This window comes from Gordonia sp. w5E2 (genome assembly GCF_036540975.1).
Classification (GTDB): Bacteria; Actinomycetota; Actinomycetes; order Mycobacteriales; family Mycobacteriaceae; genus Gordonia; species Gordonia jacobaea.
Genome location: NZ_CP144213.1, coordinates 2,859,562 through 2,878,700 on the forward strand (window position 1 = coordinate 2,859,562; position 19,139 = coordinate 2,878,700).

The 19,139-nt window shown below is 65.9% G+C and carries 14 protein-coding genes; 1 reads left to right on the forward strand and 13 read right to left on the reverse strand.

Annotated features, from left to right (window positions below; all coding sequences use genetic code 11):
• Nucleotides 1-41: 41 nt before the first annotated feature.
• The gene (locus RND64_RS12865) at nt 42-770 is read left to right on the forward strand and encodes a DUF998 domain-containing protein (RefSeq protein ID WP_331436067.1); all 729 of its coding nucleotides are present in this window, start codon (nt 42-44) and stop codon (nt 768-770) included.
• Here RND64_RS12865 and RND64_RS12870 read toward each other — a convergent pair.
• From RND64_RS12870 to RND64_RS12930, 13 genes are all read right to left on the reverse strand, one after another.
• On the reverse strand, nt 749-1,195 hold the full coding sequence (locus RND64_RS12870; protein ID WP_331436068.1) for a GNAT family N-acetyltransferase: 447 nt from the start codon (nt 1,193-1,195) through the stop codon (nt 749-751). The genes RND64_RS12865 and RND64_RS12870 overlap by 22 nt on opposite strands.
• Nucleotides 1,196-1,318: 123 nt before the next feature.
• Nucleotides 1,319-1,963 carry a hypothetical protein gene (locus RND64_RS12875; RefSeq protein WP_331436069.1) on the reverse strand — a complete coding sequence of 215 codons (645 nt, stop codon included), beginning with the start codon at nt 1,961-1,963 and terminating at the stop codon, nt 1,319-1,321.
• Nucleotides 1,964-1,969: 6 nt separating this feature from the next.
• Nucleotides 1,970-2,848: an acyl-CoA thioesterase gene (locus tag RND64_RS12880; protein ID WP_049698185.1), complete on the reverse strand. Its 879-nt coding sequence runs from the start codon at nt 2,846-2,848 to the stop codon at nt 1,970-1,972.
• A 94-nt stretch (nt 2,849-2,942) separates the two neighbouring features.
• Nucleotides 2,943-4,376 carry a pyruvate kinase gene (pyk, locus tag RND64_RS12885; RefSeq protein WP_039856938.1) on the reverse strand — a complete coding sequence of 478 codons (1,434 nt, stop codon included), beginning with the start codon at nt 4,374-4,376 and terminating at the stop codon, nt 2,943-2,945.
• An 88-nt stretch (nt 4,377-4,464) separates the two neighbouring features.
• A complete protein-coding gene (locus tag RND64_RS12890) occupies nt 4,465-5,970 on the reverse strand; it encodes a glutamate synthase subunit beta (protein WP_331436070.1) in 1,506 nt (501 codons plus the stop codon).
• The gene (gene gltB, locus RND64_RS12895) at nt 5,963-10,534 is read right to left on the reverse strand and encodes a glutamate synthase large subunit (protein WP_331436071.1); all 4,572 of its coding nucleotides are present in this window, start codon (nt 10,532-10,534) and stop codon (nt 5,963-5,965) included. Before gltB ends, RND64_RS12890 begins: the two co-directional genes overlap by 8 nt.
• A gap of 445 nt (nt 10,535-10,979) precedes the next feature.
• The gene (gene lgt, locus RND64_RS12900; protein ID WP_442903975.1) at nt 10,980-13,127 is read right to left on the reverse strand and encodes a prolipoprotein diacylglyceryl transferase; all 2,148 of its coding nucleotides are present in this window, start codon (nt 13,125-13,127) and stop codon (nt 10,980-10,982) included.
• Between the two features lie 73 nt (nt 13,128-13,200).
• On the reverse strand, nt 13,201-14,025 hold the full coding sequence (gene trpA, locus RND64_RS12905; protein WP_331436073.1) for a tryptophan synthase subunit alpha: 825 nt from the start codon (nt 14,023-14,025) through the stop codon (nt 13,201-13,203).
• Nucleotides 14,022-15,365, reverse strand: coding sequence for a tryptophan synthase subunit beta (trpB, locus tag RND64_RS12910; RefSeq protein ID WP_331436074.1), 1,344 nt, complete (start codon nt 15,363-15,365; stop codon nt 14,022-14,024). The genes trpA and trpB overlap by 4 nt, the downstream gene beginning before the upstream one ends.
• A 64-nt stretch (nt 15,366-15,429) precedes the next feature.
• Nucleotides 15,430-16,248: an indole-3-glycerol phosphate synthase TrpC gene (gene trpC, locus RND64_RS12915; protein WP_049698191.1), complete on the reverse strand. Its 819-nt coding sequence runs from the start codon at nt 16,246-16,248 to the stop codon at nt 15,430-15,432.
• Nucleotides 16,249-16,327: 79 nt separating this feature from the next.
• The gene (locus tag RND64_RS12920) at nt 16,328-17,239 is read right to left on the reverse strand and encodes a TIGR02234 family membrane protein (protein WP_331436075.1); all 912 of its coding nucleotides are present in this window, start codon (nt 17,237-17,239) and stop codon (nt 16,328-16,330) included.
• Nucleotides 17,236-18,861, reverse strand: a complete 1,626-nt coding sequence (locus RND64_RS12925; RefSeq protein WP_331436076.1) for an anthranilate synthase component I — start codon at nt 18,859-18,861, stop codon at nt 17,236-17,238. The genes RND64_RS12920 and RND64_RS12925 overlap by 4 nt, the downstream gene beginning before the upstream one ends.
• A complete protein-coding gene (locus RND64_RS12930; RefSeq protein WP_005179191.1) occupies nt 18,858-19,037 on the reverse strand; it encodes a tautomerase family protein in 180 nt (59 codons plus the stop codon). The genes RND64_RS12925 and RND64_RS12930 overlap by 4 nt, the downstream gene beginning before the upstream one ends.
• Nucleotides 19,038-19,139 lie beyond the last annotated feature (102 nt).

A 19,139-nucleotide genomic window follows, 5' to 3' on the forward strand; every position in this document is an offset into this window, starting at 1 on the left:
AGCCTCGGGGCACCTGTTCTCCGGTGGACTAACCTGATCGAATGCCTTCGTTGTCGACGACCCGCCGGATCACCGCGGGGATACTCATAGCGCTGGCCGGAATCTGCTACTCGTCGTGGGTCCTCGAGTTCTTCTGGTCGAGCCCGCTCGATCCGCTGAACAGCTTCCTCAGCGAACTCGACGCTGCCCACCGACCCCACCGAGCGGTGTACGAGGTCGGCGACATCCTCACCTCGATCTTCGCGGTGTGCTCGGCGCTGATTTTCTTTCTTCCGCGCCCGATCGTGAGTGGGGTGTACGCACGGATCGCTGTGATCTCGTTCGGCGTGTTCGGTGCAGCGACGTTGGCCGATGCGCTCGCACCCATCGACTGCATCCCCGGCGTCGACAAGGATTGCCCGTACGAACCGAGTGGGCTTCTCCCCCAGTTGCATCACATACATGCGTTGACCAGCACGGTCGCCGTGTTCGCCATCTTCATCACGATGATCGCGGGTGTGGTGGCCGCCTATCGACAACGCCCGCCGATATGGCCCCTGCTCCGGACAGCCGGGCTTACCGTACTCGTCATCGTCGCGGTGACCACCGCGTGGATGCTGATCGCCGACAACCTGCACGGCGACTACTACCTCGGGCTGGCGCAGCGTATCCAGGTCGGAGGCATGTCGGTGTGGTTGATCCTGTGGGGCATAGCGGTGTGCACGCAACGCACACGCGCTCCGGCTCGCGCTGCGACCAGCACACCTGGTCAGGTCAGTTCGACCTCGTAAACGACGAAGTCGTTCGACGCGATGGTGTCGTACAGAGAACGGGCCGTCGTGTTGTCGCGTGCGGTCTGCCAGTAGACCTTCGGTAGTCCCTCGTTGCGAGTCCACTCGAGTACGTGATCGATCAGCGCACGCCCTGCGCCGCTCCGGCGAACATCCGGAGCGACGAAGAGGTCTTCGAGATAGGTGTAGGGAGCATCGCTCCACGTCGACGCATGCGTCAGCCAGTGCACGATGCCGATCGCTCGTCCGGTCTCGTCGCGCGCGATCGCACCGAACATCGGGTAGTCGGGGTCGAGGATCCGTGCGAAGGTCAGCTCATTCTGTTCATCGCTCAGTTCGTGCTCGTAGAACGTCAGGTACCCCGCCCATAGCGGCGCCCAGTCCTGCCGATCGGCCTCCGTCAATGGCGCGATTGTGGTGGTCATCAGTCGTCTCTCTCGTGAGTGTTCGTCGGTGTCGCAAGTCGGTGTCGCAAGTCAGCGATCAGGAAGGCAGCGGCCCGGGCACTCGCATCGGCGGCGCGCCATTCTCATGTGGCGTGTCAGCCGTCATGCAGTCGGGCGAAACACCACTCCACGCTTCAGCGCCGAACCCGAAACCGGTTGTGCAAAGGTATCTCCCACGTGCACCACGTAGCCGCTCTGGCTGGCGTCGACGTCGTCGACGGAGAACCTCAGCACACACTGCCGCCCCTCGTCCGTACTGTGGCGTTCGAGCGGCGTCGTCGCAAGTTTCGTGCCCGTTTCGCTGTAGATGGTCACGACCGACTTGTCGGAAATGGTGCCGCCGTTGGCTTCGGTCTCCCACGACCCGCAGCTCACCGGAACCCCTCCGATCGCAGTGAACTGCGGCGTGTAGTTGATTCCGAGCACGACGGCGAGCCCGGCGAGGGCCGCGAACACAACCATCGCAATCGAGGTGCCGACGATAACCGGCACACGGGTCTTGTGTTGCCAATCGCGTCGCGGCAACGAGGCACCCGAGTCCAGCCAGAACTCGGTGGTCCCTTGCTGCGAGTCACTCGGATACTGCGGTTGCTGGAAGGTCTGCGGGTAGCCCTGGTTCTGCGAGTACTGCTGCTCTTTGGGGTACTCCTGCGACTGTGTGTGTTGCTGCGACTGAGGGTGTTGCGGTGACTGGGGGTGTTGCGGCGACTGTGGGTGTTGCTGGCCCGACCACGATCCCGGATGCACTACGTGTCACTCCTTCGGAGGGAAGTATTTGATCAGGGCTTCTTGCACGACGGAGGTCGCAAGGGTTCCGTCTCGCTTCCAGAAGCGGCCCGAGCCCATCCCGCGCGAGCCGGTGGCGACCGGCGATCGCGTGGCGTAGAGCATCCACTCGTCGAAGCGGAAGTCACGGTGAAACCACATCGAGTGATTGACGGTCGCCGCGAACAATCGGTCGATGCCCCAGGACAGGCCGTGCGTCGTGATGATCGAGTCGAGCACCGTGGTGTCGGATGCGTAGCACATCGCTGCGACGTGGAGCAGCGGATCGTCGGGCATGACGCCGTCGGCTTTCATCCATACTCTGTTGTCGCGCAACGTCTCTCCGGCTTCGCGCATCTTCCATGAGGGATCATTGGCGAAGCGGATGTCGATGGGGTGCAACGCGTTGACGAAGGTGGCGATGCGGTCCTCGAAGCCCTTGAAGTGCTCGCCGAGCGGGGGCAGTTCTTCCGGGTAGGGAACCTGAGGGATCTCGACCGCGTGCTCGAGACCCGCGGCGTTGTCCTGGAAAGCGACGAGCATGGTGAAGATGACCTCGTCGTCTTGGATCGCGGTCACCTGCCGATTGGCGAAGGACTTGCCGTCGCGGTAGCGGTCGATGTGGTACTCGAGGGGCTTCTTGACGTCGCCGCCGCGGATGAAGTGTGCGTGCAACGCGTGGACGGGAGGGTTCCCGCGCGTCAGGGTGCGTCCCGCCGCGACGACGCCCTGCCCGAGCATCTGGCCGCCGAAGGTGCGCGCGGTCTTCTGCTCGGGGTGCTGCCCGATGAACAGGTCGTCCTCGCGTCGTTCGACGTCGAGCAGGTCGAGGAGTTTGCCGAGATCCTCGGACACGTCGGTTGTCATGCAGATCACCCTATGCGGTCAGCCGCAGAGGAGGTGCGGCTGGTGGCTGCGTCGGCTCGTGGCGACGGGCGCAGCCACGAGCCGCGCAGAAACCTCAGTGGTCCTGCTCGCCGATGCGGTGCACGTGAATCATGTTGGTCGAGCCGACGGTGCCGGGGGGCGCGCCGGCGACGATCACGACAACGTCGCCATCGCGAAGCCTCCCGATTCGCAGGAGTTGCAGGTCGACCTGGTCGATCATGTTGTCGGTGGTGTCGACGCGGTCGACGATGAACGTCTCGGTGCCCCAGCTCAGGGCGAGCTGGCTGCGCACGGCCTGGGTGGGCGTGAACGCCAGCAGCGGGAGTCGTGAGTGCAGGCGCGCGAGGCGTCGAACCGTGTCACCGGACTGGGTGAACGCGACGAGGGCTTTGACTTCGAGTCGTTCGCCGATGTCGCGTGCGGCGTAGGAGATGATGCCGCGCTTGGTGCGCGGGACGTGCGACAGCGGCGGGACGTCGCGCGAGCTTCCCTCGACGGCCTTGCAGATCCGGTTCATGGTGCGCACCGCTTCGATGGGCCATTTGCCGACCGATGTCTCGCCGGAGAGCATCACCGCATCGGCGCCGTCGAGCACGGCGTTGGCGACGTCGGATGCCTCCGCGCGGGTTGGGCGCGAGTTCTCGATCATGGAGTCGAGCATCTGCGTTGCCACGATCACCGGCTTGGCGTTCTCGCGAGCCATCTGGATGGCACGCTTCTGCACGAGCGGCACTTCCTCCAGCGGCAGTTCGACGCCGAGGTCGCCGCGGGCGACCATGATGGCGTCGAACGCGAGCACGATGGCCTCGAGGTTGTCGATGGCCTCGGGCTTCTCCAGCTTGGCGATGACGGGCACGCGGCGTCCGACACGGTCCATGACCTCGTGGACGAGTTCGATGTCGGCAGGGCTGCGCACGAAGGACAGTGCCACGAGGTCGACGCCGAGGCCGAGGGCGAATTCGAGGTCGGCGATGTCTTTCTCGCTCATCGCGGGCACCGAGACGTTCATGCCGGGCAGTGAGAGGCCCTTGTTGTTCGAGACCGGGCCACCTTCGGTGACGGTGCAGACCACGTCGTTGCCTTCTACGTCGGTGACCACGAGGCCCACCTTGCCGTCGTCGACGAGCAGCCGGTCGCCGGGGACGGCGTCGTCGGCGAGTCGCTTGTACGTGGTCGACACGCGGTCGTGCGTTCCAACGATGTCGTCGGTGGTGATGCGCACGGTGTCGCCGGTGTTCCACATGACTTCGCCGTTGAGCGCGCCGTCGTCTTCGAATTTGCCCAGTCGGATCTTGGGTCCCTGAAGGTCGGCGAGGATGCCGACGGCCTTCTCGGCGTTGTCGCCGGCCTTGCGCACTCTTTCGTAGACCACTTTGTGGTCGTCGTGCGTGCCGTGGCTGAAATTGAGTCGCGCGACGTCCATTCCGGCGTCGACGAGTTCCTTCAGCCTCTCTTCGCTATTGGTAGCTGGACCCAGGGTGCAGACGATCTTGGTTCGGCGTTCCACTGTGCTCACCTTAGTCCGCTCGTTTCGGCATAGCCATCGTTACACCTGAGTTGTCACCGGACGTCAACGCAGCGTTGCTCGTCGCGGGTCAGCGAACCGACAGCGGGAGTTGGGCTGGTTTTACCGGTGACGGCAAATCCGAGGCACCCATGAGGAATTCGTCGACGGCGCGTGCAGTCGAACGTCCCTCGGCGATCGCCCACACCACCAACGACGCTCCGCGGTGGGCGTCGCCGCACACGAACACGCCGGGCGCGTCGGTCTGCCAGTCGCTTCCGCACGAGATGTTGCCGCGGCGGTTGGGCTCGATCCCCAGATCGGCGAGAAGTGCCGTGTCGCGTACTCCTTCGAATCCGATGGCGAAAAGTGCCAACTCGCAAGGGATCTCGAACTCGTCGCTGACGGGGGTGATCACCCGTCGACCGTCGGGCTCACGTACGACCTTCACTTCGGCGAGCACCATCGCCGTCACGTTGCCGTCGGCGTCGCCGACGAATCGTTGCACCGCAACCTGGTACTTGCGTTCGCCGCCCTCCGCGTGCGCACTCGACGTCCGCATGACGAGCGGCCAGGTCGGCCACGGCGAACGGTTGTCGTCACGGTCGCTGGGTAGTTCGGCGTTGTAGTCGAGCTGGACCACCGACGCCGCGCCCTGGCGATGCGCGGTTCCGAGGCAGTCGGCTCCGGTGTCGCCGCCGCCGATGATGACGACGTGTTTGCCCGCGGCGCTGATCGGCGATGGCCCGTCGCCCTCGCACTCCTTGTTGGCCGGCACGAGGTGCTCCATCGCGAGGTGCACTCCGTTGAGCTCACGTCCCGGGACCGGATTGTCACGCGCCTTCATCGCGCCGATCGCGAGCACGACGGCGTCGTGCCTGCTGCGCAGCTCGTCGACGGTGAGGTCGATGCCGACATCGCAGTTGACCACGAATTGTGTTCCCTCAGCACGCATCTGAGCGATTCGCCGCTCGATGTCGGACTTCTGAAGCTTGTACTCGGGAATGCCGTAGCGCAGAAGTCCGCCGACGCGGTCGTCCTTCTCGTAGACCGTGACGTCGTGGCCGGCGCGTGTCAATTGTTGAGCTGCCGCCAATCCGCCGGGACCGGAGCCGACGACGGCAACCGACTTGCCCGACTTCGCATCCGGCGCTTCGGGGCCGATGATGCCCTCTGCCCACGACTCGTAGGCGATCGTCTTCTCGATGCGTTTGATCGTCACGCTGCCGCCGGTCGTCGGCTCGGAGATCGACAACACGCACGCCGCCTCGCACGGTGCGGGACAGACCATTCCGGTGAACTCGGGGAAGTTGTTGGTCGCGTGCAGGCGCGCGCTTGCCGCATCCCACCGACCACGACGCACGAGGTCGTTCCACTCAGGGATCAGATTTCCCAACGGACAACCCGCAGTTCCGGAGTGGCAGAACGGGATTCCGCAATCCATGCACCGACGGGCCTGCTCGGATACCTCGTTGAGCGAGGCGACGGGGTCGAATCCGTGCGCGTACACGTCTTCCCAGTCCTGCACGCGCTCGGCGACCGGACGATACTTCGATTCTTTCTTCCCGACTTCCAGGAATCCGCGTGGGTCAGCCACGTGCCGCCTCCATGATCGCTGAATCAACATCTCGCCCTTCGGCTTCGGCCATCCTGGCCGCGTCGAGGACGCGCTTGTAATCGGTGGGCATCACCTTGGTGAAGGCCAGGCATCGCCTCGGCCAGTCGGCGAGCATCGACGCACCGATCGCCGATCCGGTGAGCTCGGTGTGCTTCGTGATGTGCTCATGTAGCCAGCGCAGGTCGTCGGGGTCGGGTCGGAGAAGCTCCACCATCGCGCCGTTGACCTTGGTCTCGTCGAGGTCGTAGACGAATGCGATACCGCCGGACATGCCCGCGGCCATGTTGCGCCCGGTAGGTCCGAGGATCACGACGCGACCGCCGGTCATGTACTCGCAGGCGTGATCGCCGACGCCTTCGACCACCGCTGTGGCACCCGAGTTGCGCACGGAGAACCGCTCGCCGACCTTGCCGCGCAGGTAAACCTCGCCCGACGTCGCGCCGTAGAGGATGGTGTTACCCGCGATGACCTGGTCTTCTGCGATGAACCAGGCATCCTCGTGCGGAGCAACCACGATCTTGCCGCCACACAATCCCTTGCCGACGTAGTCGTTGGTGTCACCGGTGAGCTTGATGGTCACACCTGGCGGAAGGAACGCGCCCAGCGACTGCCCTGCCGAGCCGGTGAGCTCGACGGTGATGGTGTCCTCGGCGAGCCCCTCGGCGCCGTATCGTCGTGTCACCTCCGAACCGAGCAGCGTGCCGACGGTGCGGTTGACGTTGCGCACCGGGAGCTCGAGTGTCACCGGATGCGCATCTTCGAGTGCACCTTCGGCGAGTTGGATGAGCGTCTGGTCGAGCGCTTTGTCGAGGCCGTGGTCCTGACCGCGCACACGGCGGGTCGGGCCCTTGTCCTCGATCCGACGGAAGATCGGGCTGAGATCGAGTCCCTTGCTCTTCCAATGGGCGACGGCGGTGTCGGTGTGGAGCCGCTGCGACTGTCCGATCGCGTCGTCGAGCGTCCGGTATCCCAACTGCGCCAGGTACTTTCGCACGTCTTCCGCGATGAACCGGAAGAAGTTGACGATGTGCTCGGCCTGGCCGGTGAACCGCGAACGCAGCACCGGGTTCTGCGTCGCGACGCCGACCGGGCAGGTGTCGAGGTGGCAGACACGCATCATGATGCACCCGGACACGATGAGCGGTGCGGTCGAGAAGCCGTACTCCTCGGCACCGAGCAACGCGGCCATGATGACATCGCGACCCGTGCGCAGGGCACCGTCGCACTGCACGGTGATGCGATCGCGCAACCCGTTCAGCATCAACGTCTGCTGGGCGTCGGCGAGGCCGATCTCCCAGGGTGTGCCCGCATGCTTGAGCGAGGTGAGCGGCGACGCTCCCGTTCCGCCGTCGTATCCGGAGATCAGCACGACGTCGGCATGGGCCTTGGAGACACCTGTCGCGACGGTGCCGACACCGACAGCACTCACCAGCTTCACGTGGATGCGCGCGTCGGAATTGGCGTTCTTCAGATCGTGGATCAGTTGCGCGAGGTCTTCGATGGAGTAGATGTCGTGGTGCGGCGGCGGCGAGATGAGCGCGACGCCCGGCGTCGAATGACGAGTCTTCGCGATCCACGGGTACACCTTGTACGCGGGGAGCTGGCCGCCCTCACCGGGCTTGGCACCCTGCGCCATCTTGATCTGGATGTCGGTGGCGTTGGTGAGGTAGTCGCTCGTCACGCCGAACCGACCCGACGCGACCTGCTTGACCGCGCTGCGTCGTTCCGGATCGTAGAGGCGGTCGGTGTCCTCGCCGCCCTCACCCGAGTTGGAGCGGCCACCGATGCGGTTCATCGCGATCGCGATGGTCTCGTGCGCCTCGGCGGAGATCGAGCCGTAGCTCATCGCGCCTGTGTTGAAGCGCGTCATGATCGACTCGATCGGCTCGACCTCGTCGAGCGGCACGGGATCGCGACCGGTGAAGTCCAATTCGAACAGTCCGCGAAGTGTGCCGCCCTTACGCGACTGATCGTCGACCTTGTCCGAATACGCCTGGAACACGTCGTCGCGTCCGGTCTTGGTGGCGTGCTGGAGCAAGAAGACCGTCTCCGGGGTGAACATGTGCAGCTCACCCTCACGGCGGTACTGGTATTCGCCGCCCACTTCGAGTCGTCGGTACACCTGCTCGGTTGGGTTACGCGGGAACGCCCGGTGGTGTCGGATGCGAACTTCCTCGGCGAGTTCGTCGAGCCCGACGCCCTCGATCCGTGACACCGTCCTGGTGAAGTACTCCTTGACGACAGCAGACGAGAGTCCGACCGCCTCGAACGCCTGCGACGCCGTGTACGAGCTGATGGTCGAGATGCCCATCTTGCTCATCACCTTCAGGACGCCCTTGCCGAGTGCCTCGATGTAGTTGCGCTTGGCCTTCGACGGCCTGACGCCCGTCAGCTCGCCCTCGGCGATCAGATCCTCGATCGATTCGAGTGCAAGGTACGGGTTGACCGCCGCAGCGCCGAAGCCGATGAGCAGTGCGATGTGGTGGACTTCGCGCGCGTCGCCCGACTCGACGATGAGCGCGATCTTCGTGCGCTCCTTGGTGCGGACGAGATGGTGATGCACCGCCGACGCCGCCAGCAGCGAAGGAATCGGCGCGTGCTCACGGTCGGAGTGCCTGTCCGACACGACGAGCGTGCTGTGGCCCTCCGCGATCGCCTGGCTGGCGCGGCGTCGAAGATCTTCGAGCGCATCGGCGAGGCCCTCCCCGCCGCGGGCCACCTCATAGAGTCCGTGGAGGACCTTCGCGGAGAGTCCCGGGTTGTCGCCGTCGTCGTTGATGTGGACGAGCTTGGCGAGATCGTCGTTGTCGATGACCGGCCAGTGCAGCATGATCTGTCGACACGACGCCGCGGTCGGGGCGAGCAGGTTCTGCTCGGGTCCCATCACACGCGCCATCGAGGTGACGATTTCCTCGCGGATCGCATCGAGTGGCGGGTTGGTGACCTGCGCGAATAGCTCGACGAAGTAGTCGTAGAGCAACCGCGAACGCTGCGACATCACGGCGACGGGCGTGTCGGTGCCCATCGAGCCGAGCGGTTCGTAACCCGACGCCGCCATCGGGGTCAGCAAGACGCGCAGGTCTTCTTCGGTGTAGCCGAAGGACACCTGACGTCGGACGACCGTGTCGTGGTTGGGCTTGTAGACGGGGCGCGGCGGGAGCGTGGCGATGTCGAGGAGTCCCGCGTGCAGCCACTCGTCGTAGGGCTCCGAACGCATGAGATCGCCCTTGATCTCCTCGTCGGGAATGATCCGTCCCTGCGCGGTGTCGACGAGGAACATCCGACCCGGTTCGAGGCGCCCCTTGGAGACCACGTCGTCGACCGGGACGTCGAGGACGCCGGATTCCGAAGCGAGGATGACCCGTCCGTCGCGCGTCTGCCACCAACGTCCTGGGCGCAGTCCGTTGCGGTCGAGGACGGCGCCTACGACGGTTCCGTCGGTGAACGTCACACATGCGGGACCGTCCCACGCCTCCATCAGAGAGGCGTTGAACTGCAGAAACGCGCGGCGCTTAGGGTCCATCGACGGGACGTTCTCCCACGCCTCCGGCACCATCAGCATCACCGCGTGCGGCACGCTGCGGCCACCGAGGTGGAGGAGTTCGAGGACCTCGTCGAGCGACGCCGAATCGGAGGCCTCGGGTGTGCAGATAGGGAACGCGCGCTTGAGGTCGCCGGGAATGAGGTCGGTCTCGAGGAGAGCCTCGCGAGCCCGCATGCGGTTGCGGTTGCCGCGCACGGTGTTGATCTCACCGTTGTGTGCGACGAACCGGAAGGGGTGCGCGAGCGGCCAGGACGGAAAAGTGTTGGTGGAGAAGCGCGAGTGGACGATGGCGATGGCACTGAGGCAGCGGTCGTCGCGCAGGTCGGGGTAGTAGAGCGGCAACTGCATCGTCGTGAGCATGCCCTTGTAGACCATGGTGCGGCTCGACAGCGACGCGACGTACAGCCCGGTGCCCGCGGCCTCGAACTCGGGCGTGATGCGCTCGGCCTGCTTGCGGAACGGATAGATGTAGCGGTCGAGGTCGAGGCCGCCGAGACGTGGTTGTCCCGGTTCCGGTTCGACCGTGACGAACAACTGCGCCATGAAGGGCATACAGCCGACTGCGGTCTCGCCGATGTCGGCGCCGTCGACGTCGACGGGGAGGTCACGCCACCCGAGGATCGTGATGCCCTCCGCCTCGGCGAGCGACGCGACGCGGTCCATCGCATCTCGGCGGGCCGCCTGGTCCATCGGCAGGAAGCAGGTGCCGGCAGCATAGGTGTTCGCACCGTTCTCCGACGGCGCGGGAAGTGCGAAATCGACTGTGCCACGGAACAATTCGTCGGGCAGCTGGATCAGGATGCCCGCTCCGTCACCGCTGTTCGGCTCGGCGCCTGCAGCACCGCGGTGTTCGAGGTTCTCGAGCGCGAGCAGACCGTCGGCGACAATCGAATGCGACCGACGACCGTGGATGTCGGCAACCATCGCGACGCCACACGAATCCACTTCTGTCTCTGGGTCGTACAGGCCCTGTTTGGCCGGGAGCGCAGAAAACAACATCACGAGCCTCCACTCGATTCGCGTGAATCAAATGCTGAAGTCCTCAGGGACAGCGCTGGCCCGTGGAGCAGGAGTCAGGACACGACGCCGTTGGGGACGCGTGTTCCCGGGTGAGATCCCACTCTATCCGACCACCGCCCGCCGCGTGGTTTTCGACGCCGCGGCGGGAGTTGGTGTGGAGGTTGGGGTCGGCGGAGGGTCAGGCGTCGGGCGAAGGGTCGGCGGGTCGTCGGCTGGGCGCACCGTCAAGCCGCGGCGCGGCGTCGAGCCGTCGGGTGGCGGCGCAGAATCTAGGGGAAAGAATCCTTCCTCCACTTCCCGACCCTTCCCCAAAAAACTTCGCGGGGACACGCAAGAAGGCCGCGGAAAGAACCCTTCCCCTACTTCCTGCAGCCCACACCAGGCTGACGACCCGGTACCGGGGCAGGCGCCCGAGTGAGTCGAGCTACCGCGAGTCCTTTGGCTTCCAAGGCTTGGCGTCGGCCGACTCGCCGGTGCCCGGGATGATCTTGGCGTCGATCTCTTCGTAGTCGTCGACGACGGCGTCGGGACCGCCCGCGTTCGTCATCTGGCCGTCGGCGAGAACCTCTTCGGCTTCGTCCACGCCCTCTGCCGTCGCGGCGCCGTCGTCATCGGCAGCGTCCTCGGCATCTTCGGCGATGCCCTCGGCGACCTCTTCGGCGTCGATGTCGGCGGTGTCGCCCGGCGTCGTGTCGGACTCAGAATCGGACTCCTCGAGAATCTCCGACTCGGTGGTCACGCCCTCTGGTCGAGCCGGATCGTGTTCGGGGTTCCACGGTTTGGCGTCAGCAGATTCGGCAGTGCCCGGGATGATCTTGGACACGATCTCCTCGTTCTCGTCGAGAACCGGGTCGGGTCCACCCGCGTCGATCTCCTGCCCGTCGGCGAGTTCGGCTTCATCTTCGTCGACGCCCGACGGGCTGGTGTCGCCCTCGTCGTCGGCCTTGTCCTCGATGTCCTCGGACAGCCCCTCCGCAATCTCGTCGGCTGCCACGCTGCTGTCTTCTGCGCTGCTCATCGGAACCCCTTCGTCGGTCGGATCATCCGCCGCGTCGGACCCGGCAGATTCGGAACCATCGGACTCTGTGTCACCGGAATCGGTTACACCAGCCTCGGCTCCACCGGCCTCAGTTGCATCGGACTCGGCTACATCTGGCTCGGTGGTGGCGGACTCATCTCCATCTTCCACGGCTTCGTCGCCGGCGGGGGCGTCCTCATCAGTATCGGTATCCGAGTCGGGTTCAGCGTCCGAGTCAGCGGCCTCGCCCGGGTCGGCCTCGGTCTCGTCGGTCCCAGTCTCGGTCTCGTCGGCGTCGACGTCGGGCGCGACGTCAGCCTCGTCGACGTCGGTGTCCGACGCCTCACCGTCCGACGCCTCACCGTCCGACGCCTCACCGTCCGACGCCTCAACGTCCGATGCCTCGTCGTCCGCGCCGACGGCAGCGGCACCCCCGACGGCAACCGCCGCACCAGCAGCGGCCGCGACCGGGATCGTCTTCGACGACGAGTCATCGGACTCCTCGTCTCGATCCGCTTCGGCGGCCGCGACCTTTTCCCGCTCGGTCTTGTCGTCCTCGACCTTGCCGTCCTCGACCGCGTCGCCGTCGACTTCCTCGTCGTCGAAGAAGTGCTCGCCGTCGTCGTCCTCGTCGTCGATGTCGTCGTCGAAGTAGGCGCCGGTGTGGCCGAGTTCCTCGAGTTCAGCGGCGCGTTCGGGCCAGTAGACCTCGAGCCCTTGCTCCCGGCCGCGGGGCGCGACGATGAAGTAGATCGCGCCGCAGACGATGCCGAGGGCCGCGGTGAACACGTTGATGCGGACGCCTGCGATGTGGGTGAAGGCGGGATCGGACCGCATGAGTTCGACGGCAAACCGCCCGATGCAGTACCCGACGACGTAGAGCGCGAAGAGACGGCCATGGCCGATGCGGAAGTAGCGGTCGACGAGCACCAGGATCACGACGATCAGGAGATTCCACAAGAGCTCGTACAGGAACGTCGGGTGGACGACCGCGACGACCTGGCCGTTCGACACTCCCGTGATCAGGCCGGGGTCGGCCTGTCCCGACGCGTCGACGCGCTCGTAGATCTCCAGGCCCCACGGGACGTCGGTCGGCCGGCCGTAGAGTTCCTGGTTGAAGTAGTTGCCGAGGCGGCCGATGGCCTGGGCGAGCAGGATCGCAGGCGCGATGGCGTCGGCAAACGGCGGCAGTTTGATGCCCATGCGCCTGGTGCCTATCCACGCACCGAGGCCGCCGAACAGCACGGCGCCCCAGATGCCGAGACCGCCGTCCCAGACCTTGAATGCGTCGATCGGGGTCTTGCCGCCGTCACCGAAGTAGATCTGCCAGTCGGTGAGCACGTGGTAGATGCGACCACCGATCAGGCCGAACGGAACCGCCCAGATCGCGACGTCGAGAACCTCGCCCGAACGCCCACCACGGGCAATCCACCGACGATTTCCCCACCACACGGCGATGATGATGCCGACGATGATGCATAACGCGTAGGCCCGGAGCGGAAACGAGCCGATGTACCACACGCCCTGCGGCGGGCTGGGGATGTAGGCGAGCATCGTCGTCGTCGGCGCTGTCACGCTGCCACCCTAACGGACGCTGCGGACCCCACGGCCGAAGCCACCGAGGCGGTCAGAGGTCTGCTCGCGGTTCGTGCACGCCCGCAGCCAGTTCCGTGACGAGGTCGGCCAGGTGGTCTTGGCCTGCCTTGGCCGCTGTGACCAGTGCCGAGCCAACGATCACTCCATCGGCGTAGCTCGCGATTTGCGACGCCTGCTCACGATTTCGAACACCGAGTCCGACGCCGAGCGGGATGTCGGAGTACTCGCGGACGCGTGCACACAGCTCTGGCGCGGCGTCGGACACCGCGTCGCGCGCTCCCGTGACACCCATCGTCGACGCGACGTAGACGAACCCGCGCGATGCGTCGACGGTCAGCGCGATGCGCTCGGTCGTCGACGACGGTGCGACGAGGTAGATGCGGTCGAGGTCGAACTCGTCGGACGCCGCGTGCCAGGCAGCACCCTCTTCTGGGATCAGGTTGGGCGTGATCATGCCCGCACCGCCCGCAGCCGCCAGGTCACGCGCGAACTTGTCGACGCCGTACTGCAGCACGGGATTCCAGTAGCTCATGACGACGGCATTCCCGCCCGCGGCGGCGATCGCTTCGACAGCACGGAATACGTCGCGGACCCGCACCCCGTTCGTCAGCGCGAGGTCGGCGGCCTCCTGGATGGTCGGTCCGTCCATGACCGGATCCGAGTACGGCACACCGACTTCGATGATGTCGCAGCCCGCGCGGACCATCGTCTCGAACGACTCAATGGACTTTTCGACGGTCGGGTAGCCGACGGGGAGGTACCCGATGAGCGCGGCACGCCCCTCGGCGCGACACTTCTCGAAGACCGGGCTCAACTTCGACGGTCCCGCGTGCACGGGTGCCTTCGGCTGTGTCATTGCACGTCCCCCGTGGTGCTTGTTGCGGCCGCCGTACCGGTCGTCACGCCGACCTCGTTCTCCGATGGTGGCGGGTCGAAGAGGTGGAACCAGCGCGCAGCGGTGTCGACATCCTTGTCGCCGCGACCGGAGAGGCTGACCAGAACGATCGCGCCCTCCCCCAGTTCCTTACCGAGCTCCAGAGCTCCGGCGAGTGCGTGTGCCGACTCGATGGCGGGGATGATGCCCTCGCGACGGCTGAGCAGAGCGAGCGCCTCCATCGCCTCGGTGTCGGTGATGGGACGGTACTCGGCGCGGCCGGTGTCTTTGAGCTGTGCGTGCTCGGGCCCGACCCCCGGGTAGTCCAGTCCCGCTGAGATCGAGTGCGATTCGATTGTCTGGCCGTCTTCGTCCTGCAGCAGGTACGAGTAGGCGCCCTGGAATGCGCCGGGTGTGCCTCCGGTGAACGTCGCGGCATGTCGACCGGTCTCGACGCCGTCGCCCGCGGCCTCGAAGCCGACGAGGCGAACCTCGGCATCGTCGAGGAAGGGGTGGAAGATGCCGATGGCGTTGGATCCGCCACCGACACAGGCGGTGACGGCGTCGGGTAGGCGCCCCGCCTGGTCGAGGATCTGCGCGCGGGCTTCGAGTCCGACGATGCGTTGCAGGTCGCGCACCATCATCGGGAACGGATGCGGACCGGCCGCCGTACCGAAGCAGTAGTACGTGTTGTGCGCGTTGGTCACCCAGTCGCGCAGCGCCTCGTTGATCGCGTCCTTCAGGGTCGCAGAACCGTTGTCGACCGCGACGACCTCCGCGCCCAGCAGTCGCATCCGTGCGACGTTGAGTGCCTGCCGGTCGGTGTCGACGCGGCCCATGTAGACGATGCACTCCATACCGAACAGTGCGCAGCCGGTCGCGGTGGCCACACCATGCTGACCGGCACCGGTCTCGGCGATGATGCGGGTTTTACCCATGCGCTTGGCGAGCAACAACTGACCGAGCACGTTGTTGATCTTGTGCGAACCGGTGTGGTTGAGGTCTTCGCGCTTCAGGAAAATCCGTGCGCCACCGGCGAATTCGCTCAGGCGCGTGGCTTCGTAGAGCGGCGAGGGACGTCCGACGTAGTCGCGCTGCAGGCGATCGAGCTCACCGAGAAACTCGTCATCTGTGCGCATCTTCTCGTAGGCAGCGGTCACGTCGTCGATGACCGCCATCAGCGCCTCGGGAACGTGACGCCCGCCGTACACGCCGAAGTGTCCGCCCGCGTCGGGTTCCGACGACGTACGGGTGCTGACTCCGACACTCGCAGTGGGGAACTCGGCGCGAAGTTGATCGTCGGATCGGGATTCGGTGGTCACGGAACTCTCACAGACATCTCGTCGTCCGTGACACGGCAAGTCGACGCTAAATCGAAAGCGAGTGTCAGCGAACGGGTTTCGGACAGGAAGGATGGGTACCGGCGGTCACGAGTTCGGAGACCGCAGTACGCGGGTCGCCACTGGTGACCAGGCCTTCACCGACGAGTACCGCGTCGGCACCCGCACCAGCGAATGCCAGTAGATCTGCGGTACCGCGCACACCCGATTCGGCGACCCGGATGGTCTCGGTTGGCAGACCCGGAGCGATGCGCGCAAACGTGTTGCGGTCGACCTCAAGGGTTTTCAGGTTGCGGTTGTTGACACCGATGACCGACGCACCCGCTTCCAGAGCGCGGCTGGCTTCGTCTTCGGTGTGCACCTCGACGAGCGCGGTCATCCCGAGACTCTCGGTGCGGTCGAGCAGCGAGGCGAGCACGTTCTGCTCGAGTGCCGCGACGATCAGCAGGATGACGTCGGCGCCGTGGGCGCGAGCCTCGTGGATCTGGTACGGGCCGACGATGAAATCCTTGCGCAGCACGGGGATGTCGACGCGGGCGCGCACGGCGTCCAGGTCGGCGAGCGACCCACGGAACCGACGCTCCTCCGTGAGGACGCTGATGATGCGCGCACCACCGGCTTCGTACGCGGCGGCGAGGTCGGCTGGATCAGGGATGTCGGCGAGCTCACCCTTGGAAGGACTCGCTCGCTTCACCTCTGCGATGACACCGATTCCGGTCTTGCGCAACGCAGCCATCGCATCGCGAGGAGCCGGCGCGGCAACGGACGCCTTTTTGACGGCCGCGTAGTCGACGATCGCCTCGCGCGCGGCGACATCGGCTTTCACTCCCTCGAGAATTGAATCGAGGACGGTGGGCGTGCTCACGACAGCTGGCTCCCTTTCTGTTCGTGCTCTCAGGGTAGACGGCCGCCTTCGAAGCGCCGGGAGCGGGTTGTGTTTTTCGTCATCGTTGATCAGTCGGATCGATCCCGGTGTCGAGAGCGTCCCAGAGCATGCGCTCGTTGGGCGCATCGTGCTCAGCATCTCGCTCGCTCGTCGACTCGGCAGACTCCGCCGAATCGTCTGCCGCAGCGCTCTTCTCCCCCGCCGGTGACCCCGCCGACGAGACGGCGCCGGCAGTCCGGGAGTCGCCATCGCTCTGGCCGCTCTTGCCTGTCTGGCCACTCTTGTCCGTTTGGACACGCTTGTCGGTCTGCGCTGATTCGGTTGCCTGGCGCCGCTTGTGTTCTGCGAAGATCTCACGCTCGATGTCTTCGCGTCGCGCGGCAGGCGTCTTGTACTTCGACGACATGCCCGCGCCGGATGCGACACGCATGAGCAGGACCCCGGCGGCGACGGCGCACAGCGACCCGACGAGGACAACGGCGGCCACCCAGTTGTTGGTGGTCACCAACTGCACGACGTATCGATCGCTGAGGCCAGCGGCGGTGGCGGCGTACAAGTCGTTGGTTCCGCCCATGATGAGGGAGATCGCCGGGAAGGCGGCGAGCACACCCGCTGCGGCAACCAGGAGCGCCAGGATGCGCAAACCCCACCCACGAAGCGACATCGCCGCCAGAATCGCTGCGAGCAACACCAGTGCGAGCGGCGTGAGCCACGGGCTCCAGTCGCTGCCCTTGACGTCGAAGGTCCGCGCCGGGGACAGCCCGTCGGCAGCGAGCACCGTTGCCCAGGTCAGGCGTGACGCAATCCAGAATGCGAGCGCCGCAGCGGCGAGCAGTATCGATCCGAGAAGCTTTGTTCGACGCTGCGCTCGTGCCACCTGCTTCTCACCATCGGCGGCACTACCCGCCTCAGCGCCCTCGACATCAGGGCCTTCAGCGCCGGGATTTCGTTCAGGGTCGGGAACGGTCATCGGTCACTCTCCACGCCGACACTCTCCACGCCGACGCGACGCATCGTCGTGGCAGCCGCTATCGCGTTGAGTACAGCGGTGGCCTTGTTGCGGGCCTCGTTGTACTCGTAGTCGGATTCGCTGTCGGCCACCACGCCGCCGCCCGATTGCACGTAGGCGATGCCCGTGCGCATCAGAGCGGTGCGGATCGCGATGGCGGTGTCGGCGTTGCCTGCGAAATCGAGGTAGCCGACGATCCCGCCGTACAGGCCACGTCGTGTCTTCTCGTTGGCTTCGATCAGTTCCATCGCGCGCACCTTGGGTGCACCGGTCAGCGTTCCCGCGGGAAAGCATGCGGTGACGGCGTCGAGCGCGTGCTTGTCGTCGCGCAGCGTGCCAGACACCGTCGACACGAGGTGCATCACGTGGCTGTACCGCTCGATGTGGCGGTAGTCGCTGACCTTGACGGTGCCCGGGGCGCACACACGCCCGAGGTCGTTGCGGCCGAGGTCGACGAGCATCAGGTGCTCGGCGTTCTCCTTCTCGTCCTCGGTGAGTTCCTTGCCGAGGAGTTGGTCTTCTTCCTCGGTGGCTCCGCGCCAGCGGGTCCCGGCGATCGGGTGCGTCGTGGCCACCCGGTCGGTCACGGTCACGAGCGCCTCGGGACTCGATCCGACGATCGTGAACGGTGTGCGGGGTGCACCGCTGTCGTCGGTACCCACGCCCGGCATGCGCAGCAGGTACATGTACGGACTCGGGTTGGAGGCCCGCAGAATGCGATAGACGTCGAGGGGGTCGGCGTCGGTGTCGATCTCGAAGCGCATCGACGGCACCACCTGGAACGCCTCACCCGCCTCGATCTCGCGCACCAGGCCGGTGACGATCTCGCCGTATTCCTCGCGGGTGCGCTGCACGCGGAAATCGGGTGCCGGCCTGTCGAAACGCGACACGGTCGACGGCGCGGGTGCAGCCAGTGCCTGCGTCATCGCGTCGAGTCGGGCGACGGCGTCGGCGTACGCCTCCTCGGCGCGTTCGGCACTGCCGTCCCAATTCACCGCGTTCGCGATGAGGGTGATGCTCCCCTCGTGATGGTCGACGGCGGCAAGGTCTGTCGCCAACAACATCATCAGATCGGGAAGGCCGAGGTCGTCGACTGTTGTCTCGGGTAGCCGCTCGAGCCTGCGCACCATGTCGTACGCCATGAATCCGACGAACCCGCCGGTCAGCGGCGGCATGCCGGGCAAGGGATCGGTGGCCAGCAGCCGCAGCGACTCGGCGAGCACGGTGAGTGGATCGCCGTCGACGGGAGCGCCCGCGGGAACAGTGCCCCACCAGGCGGCCTTGCCGTCGACAACGGTCAGCGCCGAGGGCGCACCGACGCCGATGAACGACCACCGCGACCACGACCGGCCGTTCTCCGCGGATTCGAGAAGGAACGTGCCCTCCCGCTCACCCGCCAGTTTCCGATACGCCGACAACGGCGTCTCCGAGTCGGCGAGCACCTTGCGCGTGACCGGCACGACGCGATGGTCGGAGGCGAGGTCGAGGAACTCCTCGAGCGTCGTCGTATCGGCATTCGTGGTCGACGTAGAACTGCTCCGCGAGCCGTCGGTCGCCGCTGCGAGTGTGTGTTCGCCGCTCATCCGAGCGGCTCGCCGCCGACGCCCCACTGTGAACGGGGCACCTCGGTGATCGTGACCCATACCGAATCCGGGTTCTTGCCGGTGGCCTTCGCGTACGCCTCGGTCACCGCCGCGATGGTCTCGCGTTTGACCCGGTCGGAGAGACCTGGGGTCTGCGAGATCTGGATCAGTGGCATGACTGCGTCACCGCCTTCCGTCGGCTGGTCCGCGTCGAGTCCTCGGCCGCAGCGTCGTGCGGCGTTCGAGCTCGTGAAGTGCGGAGCTGTGGGGAGAGTGTC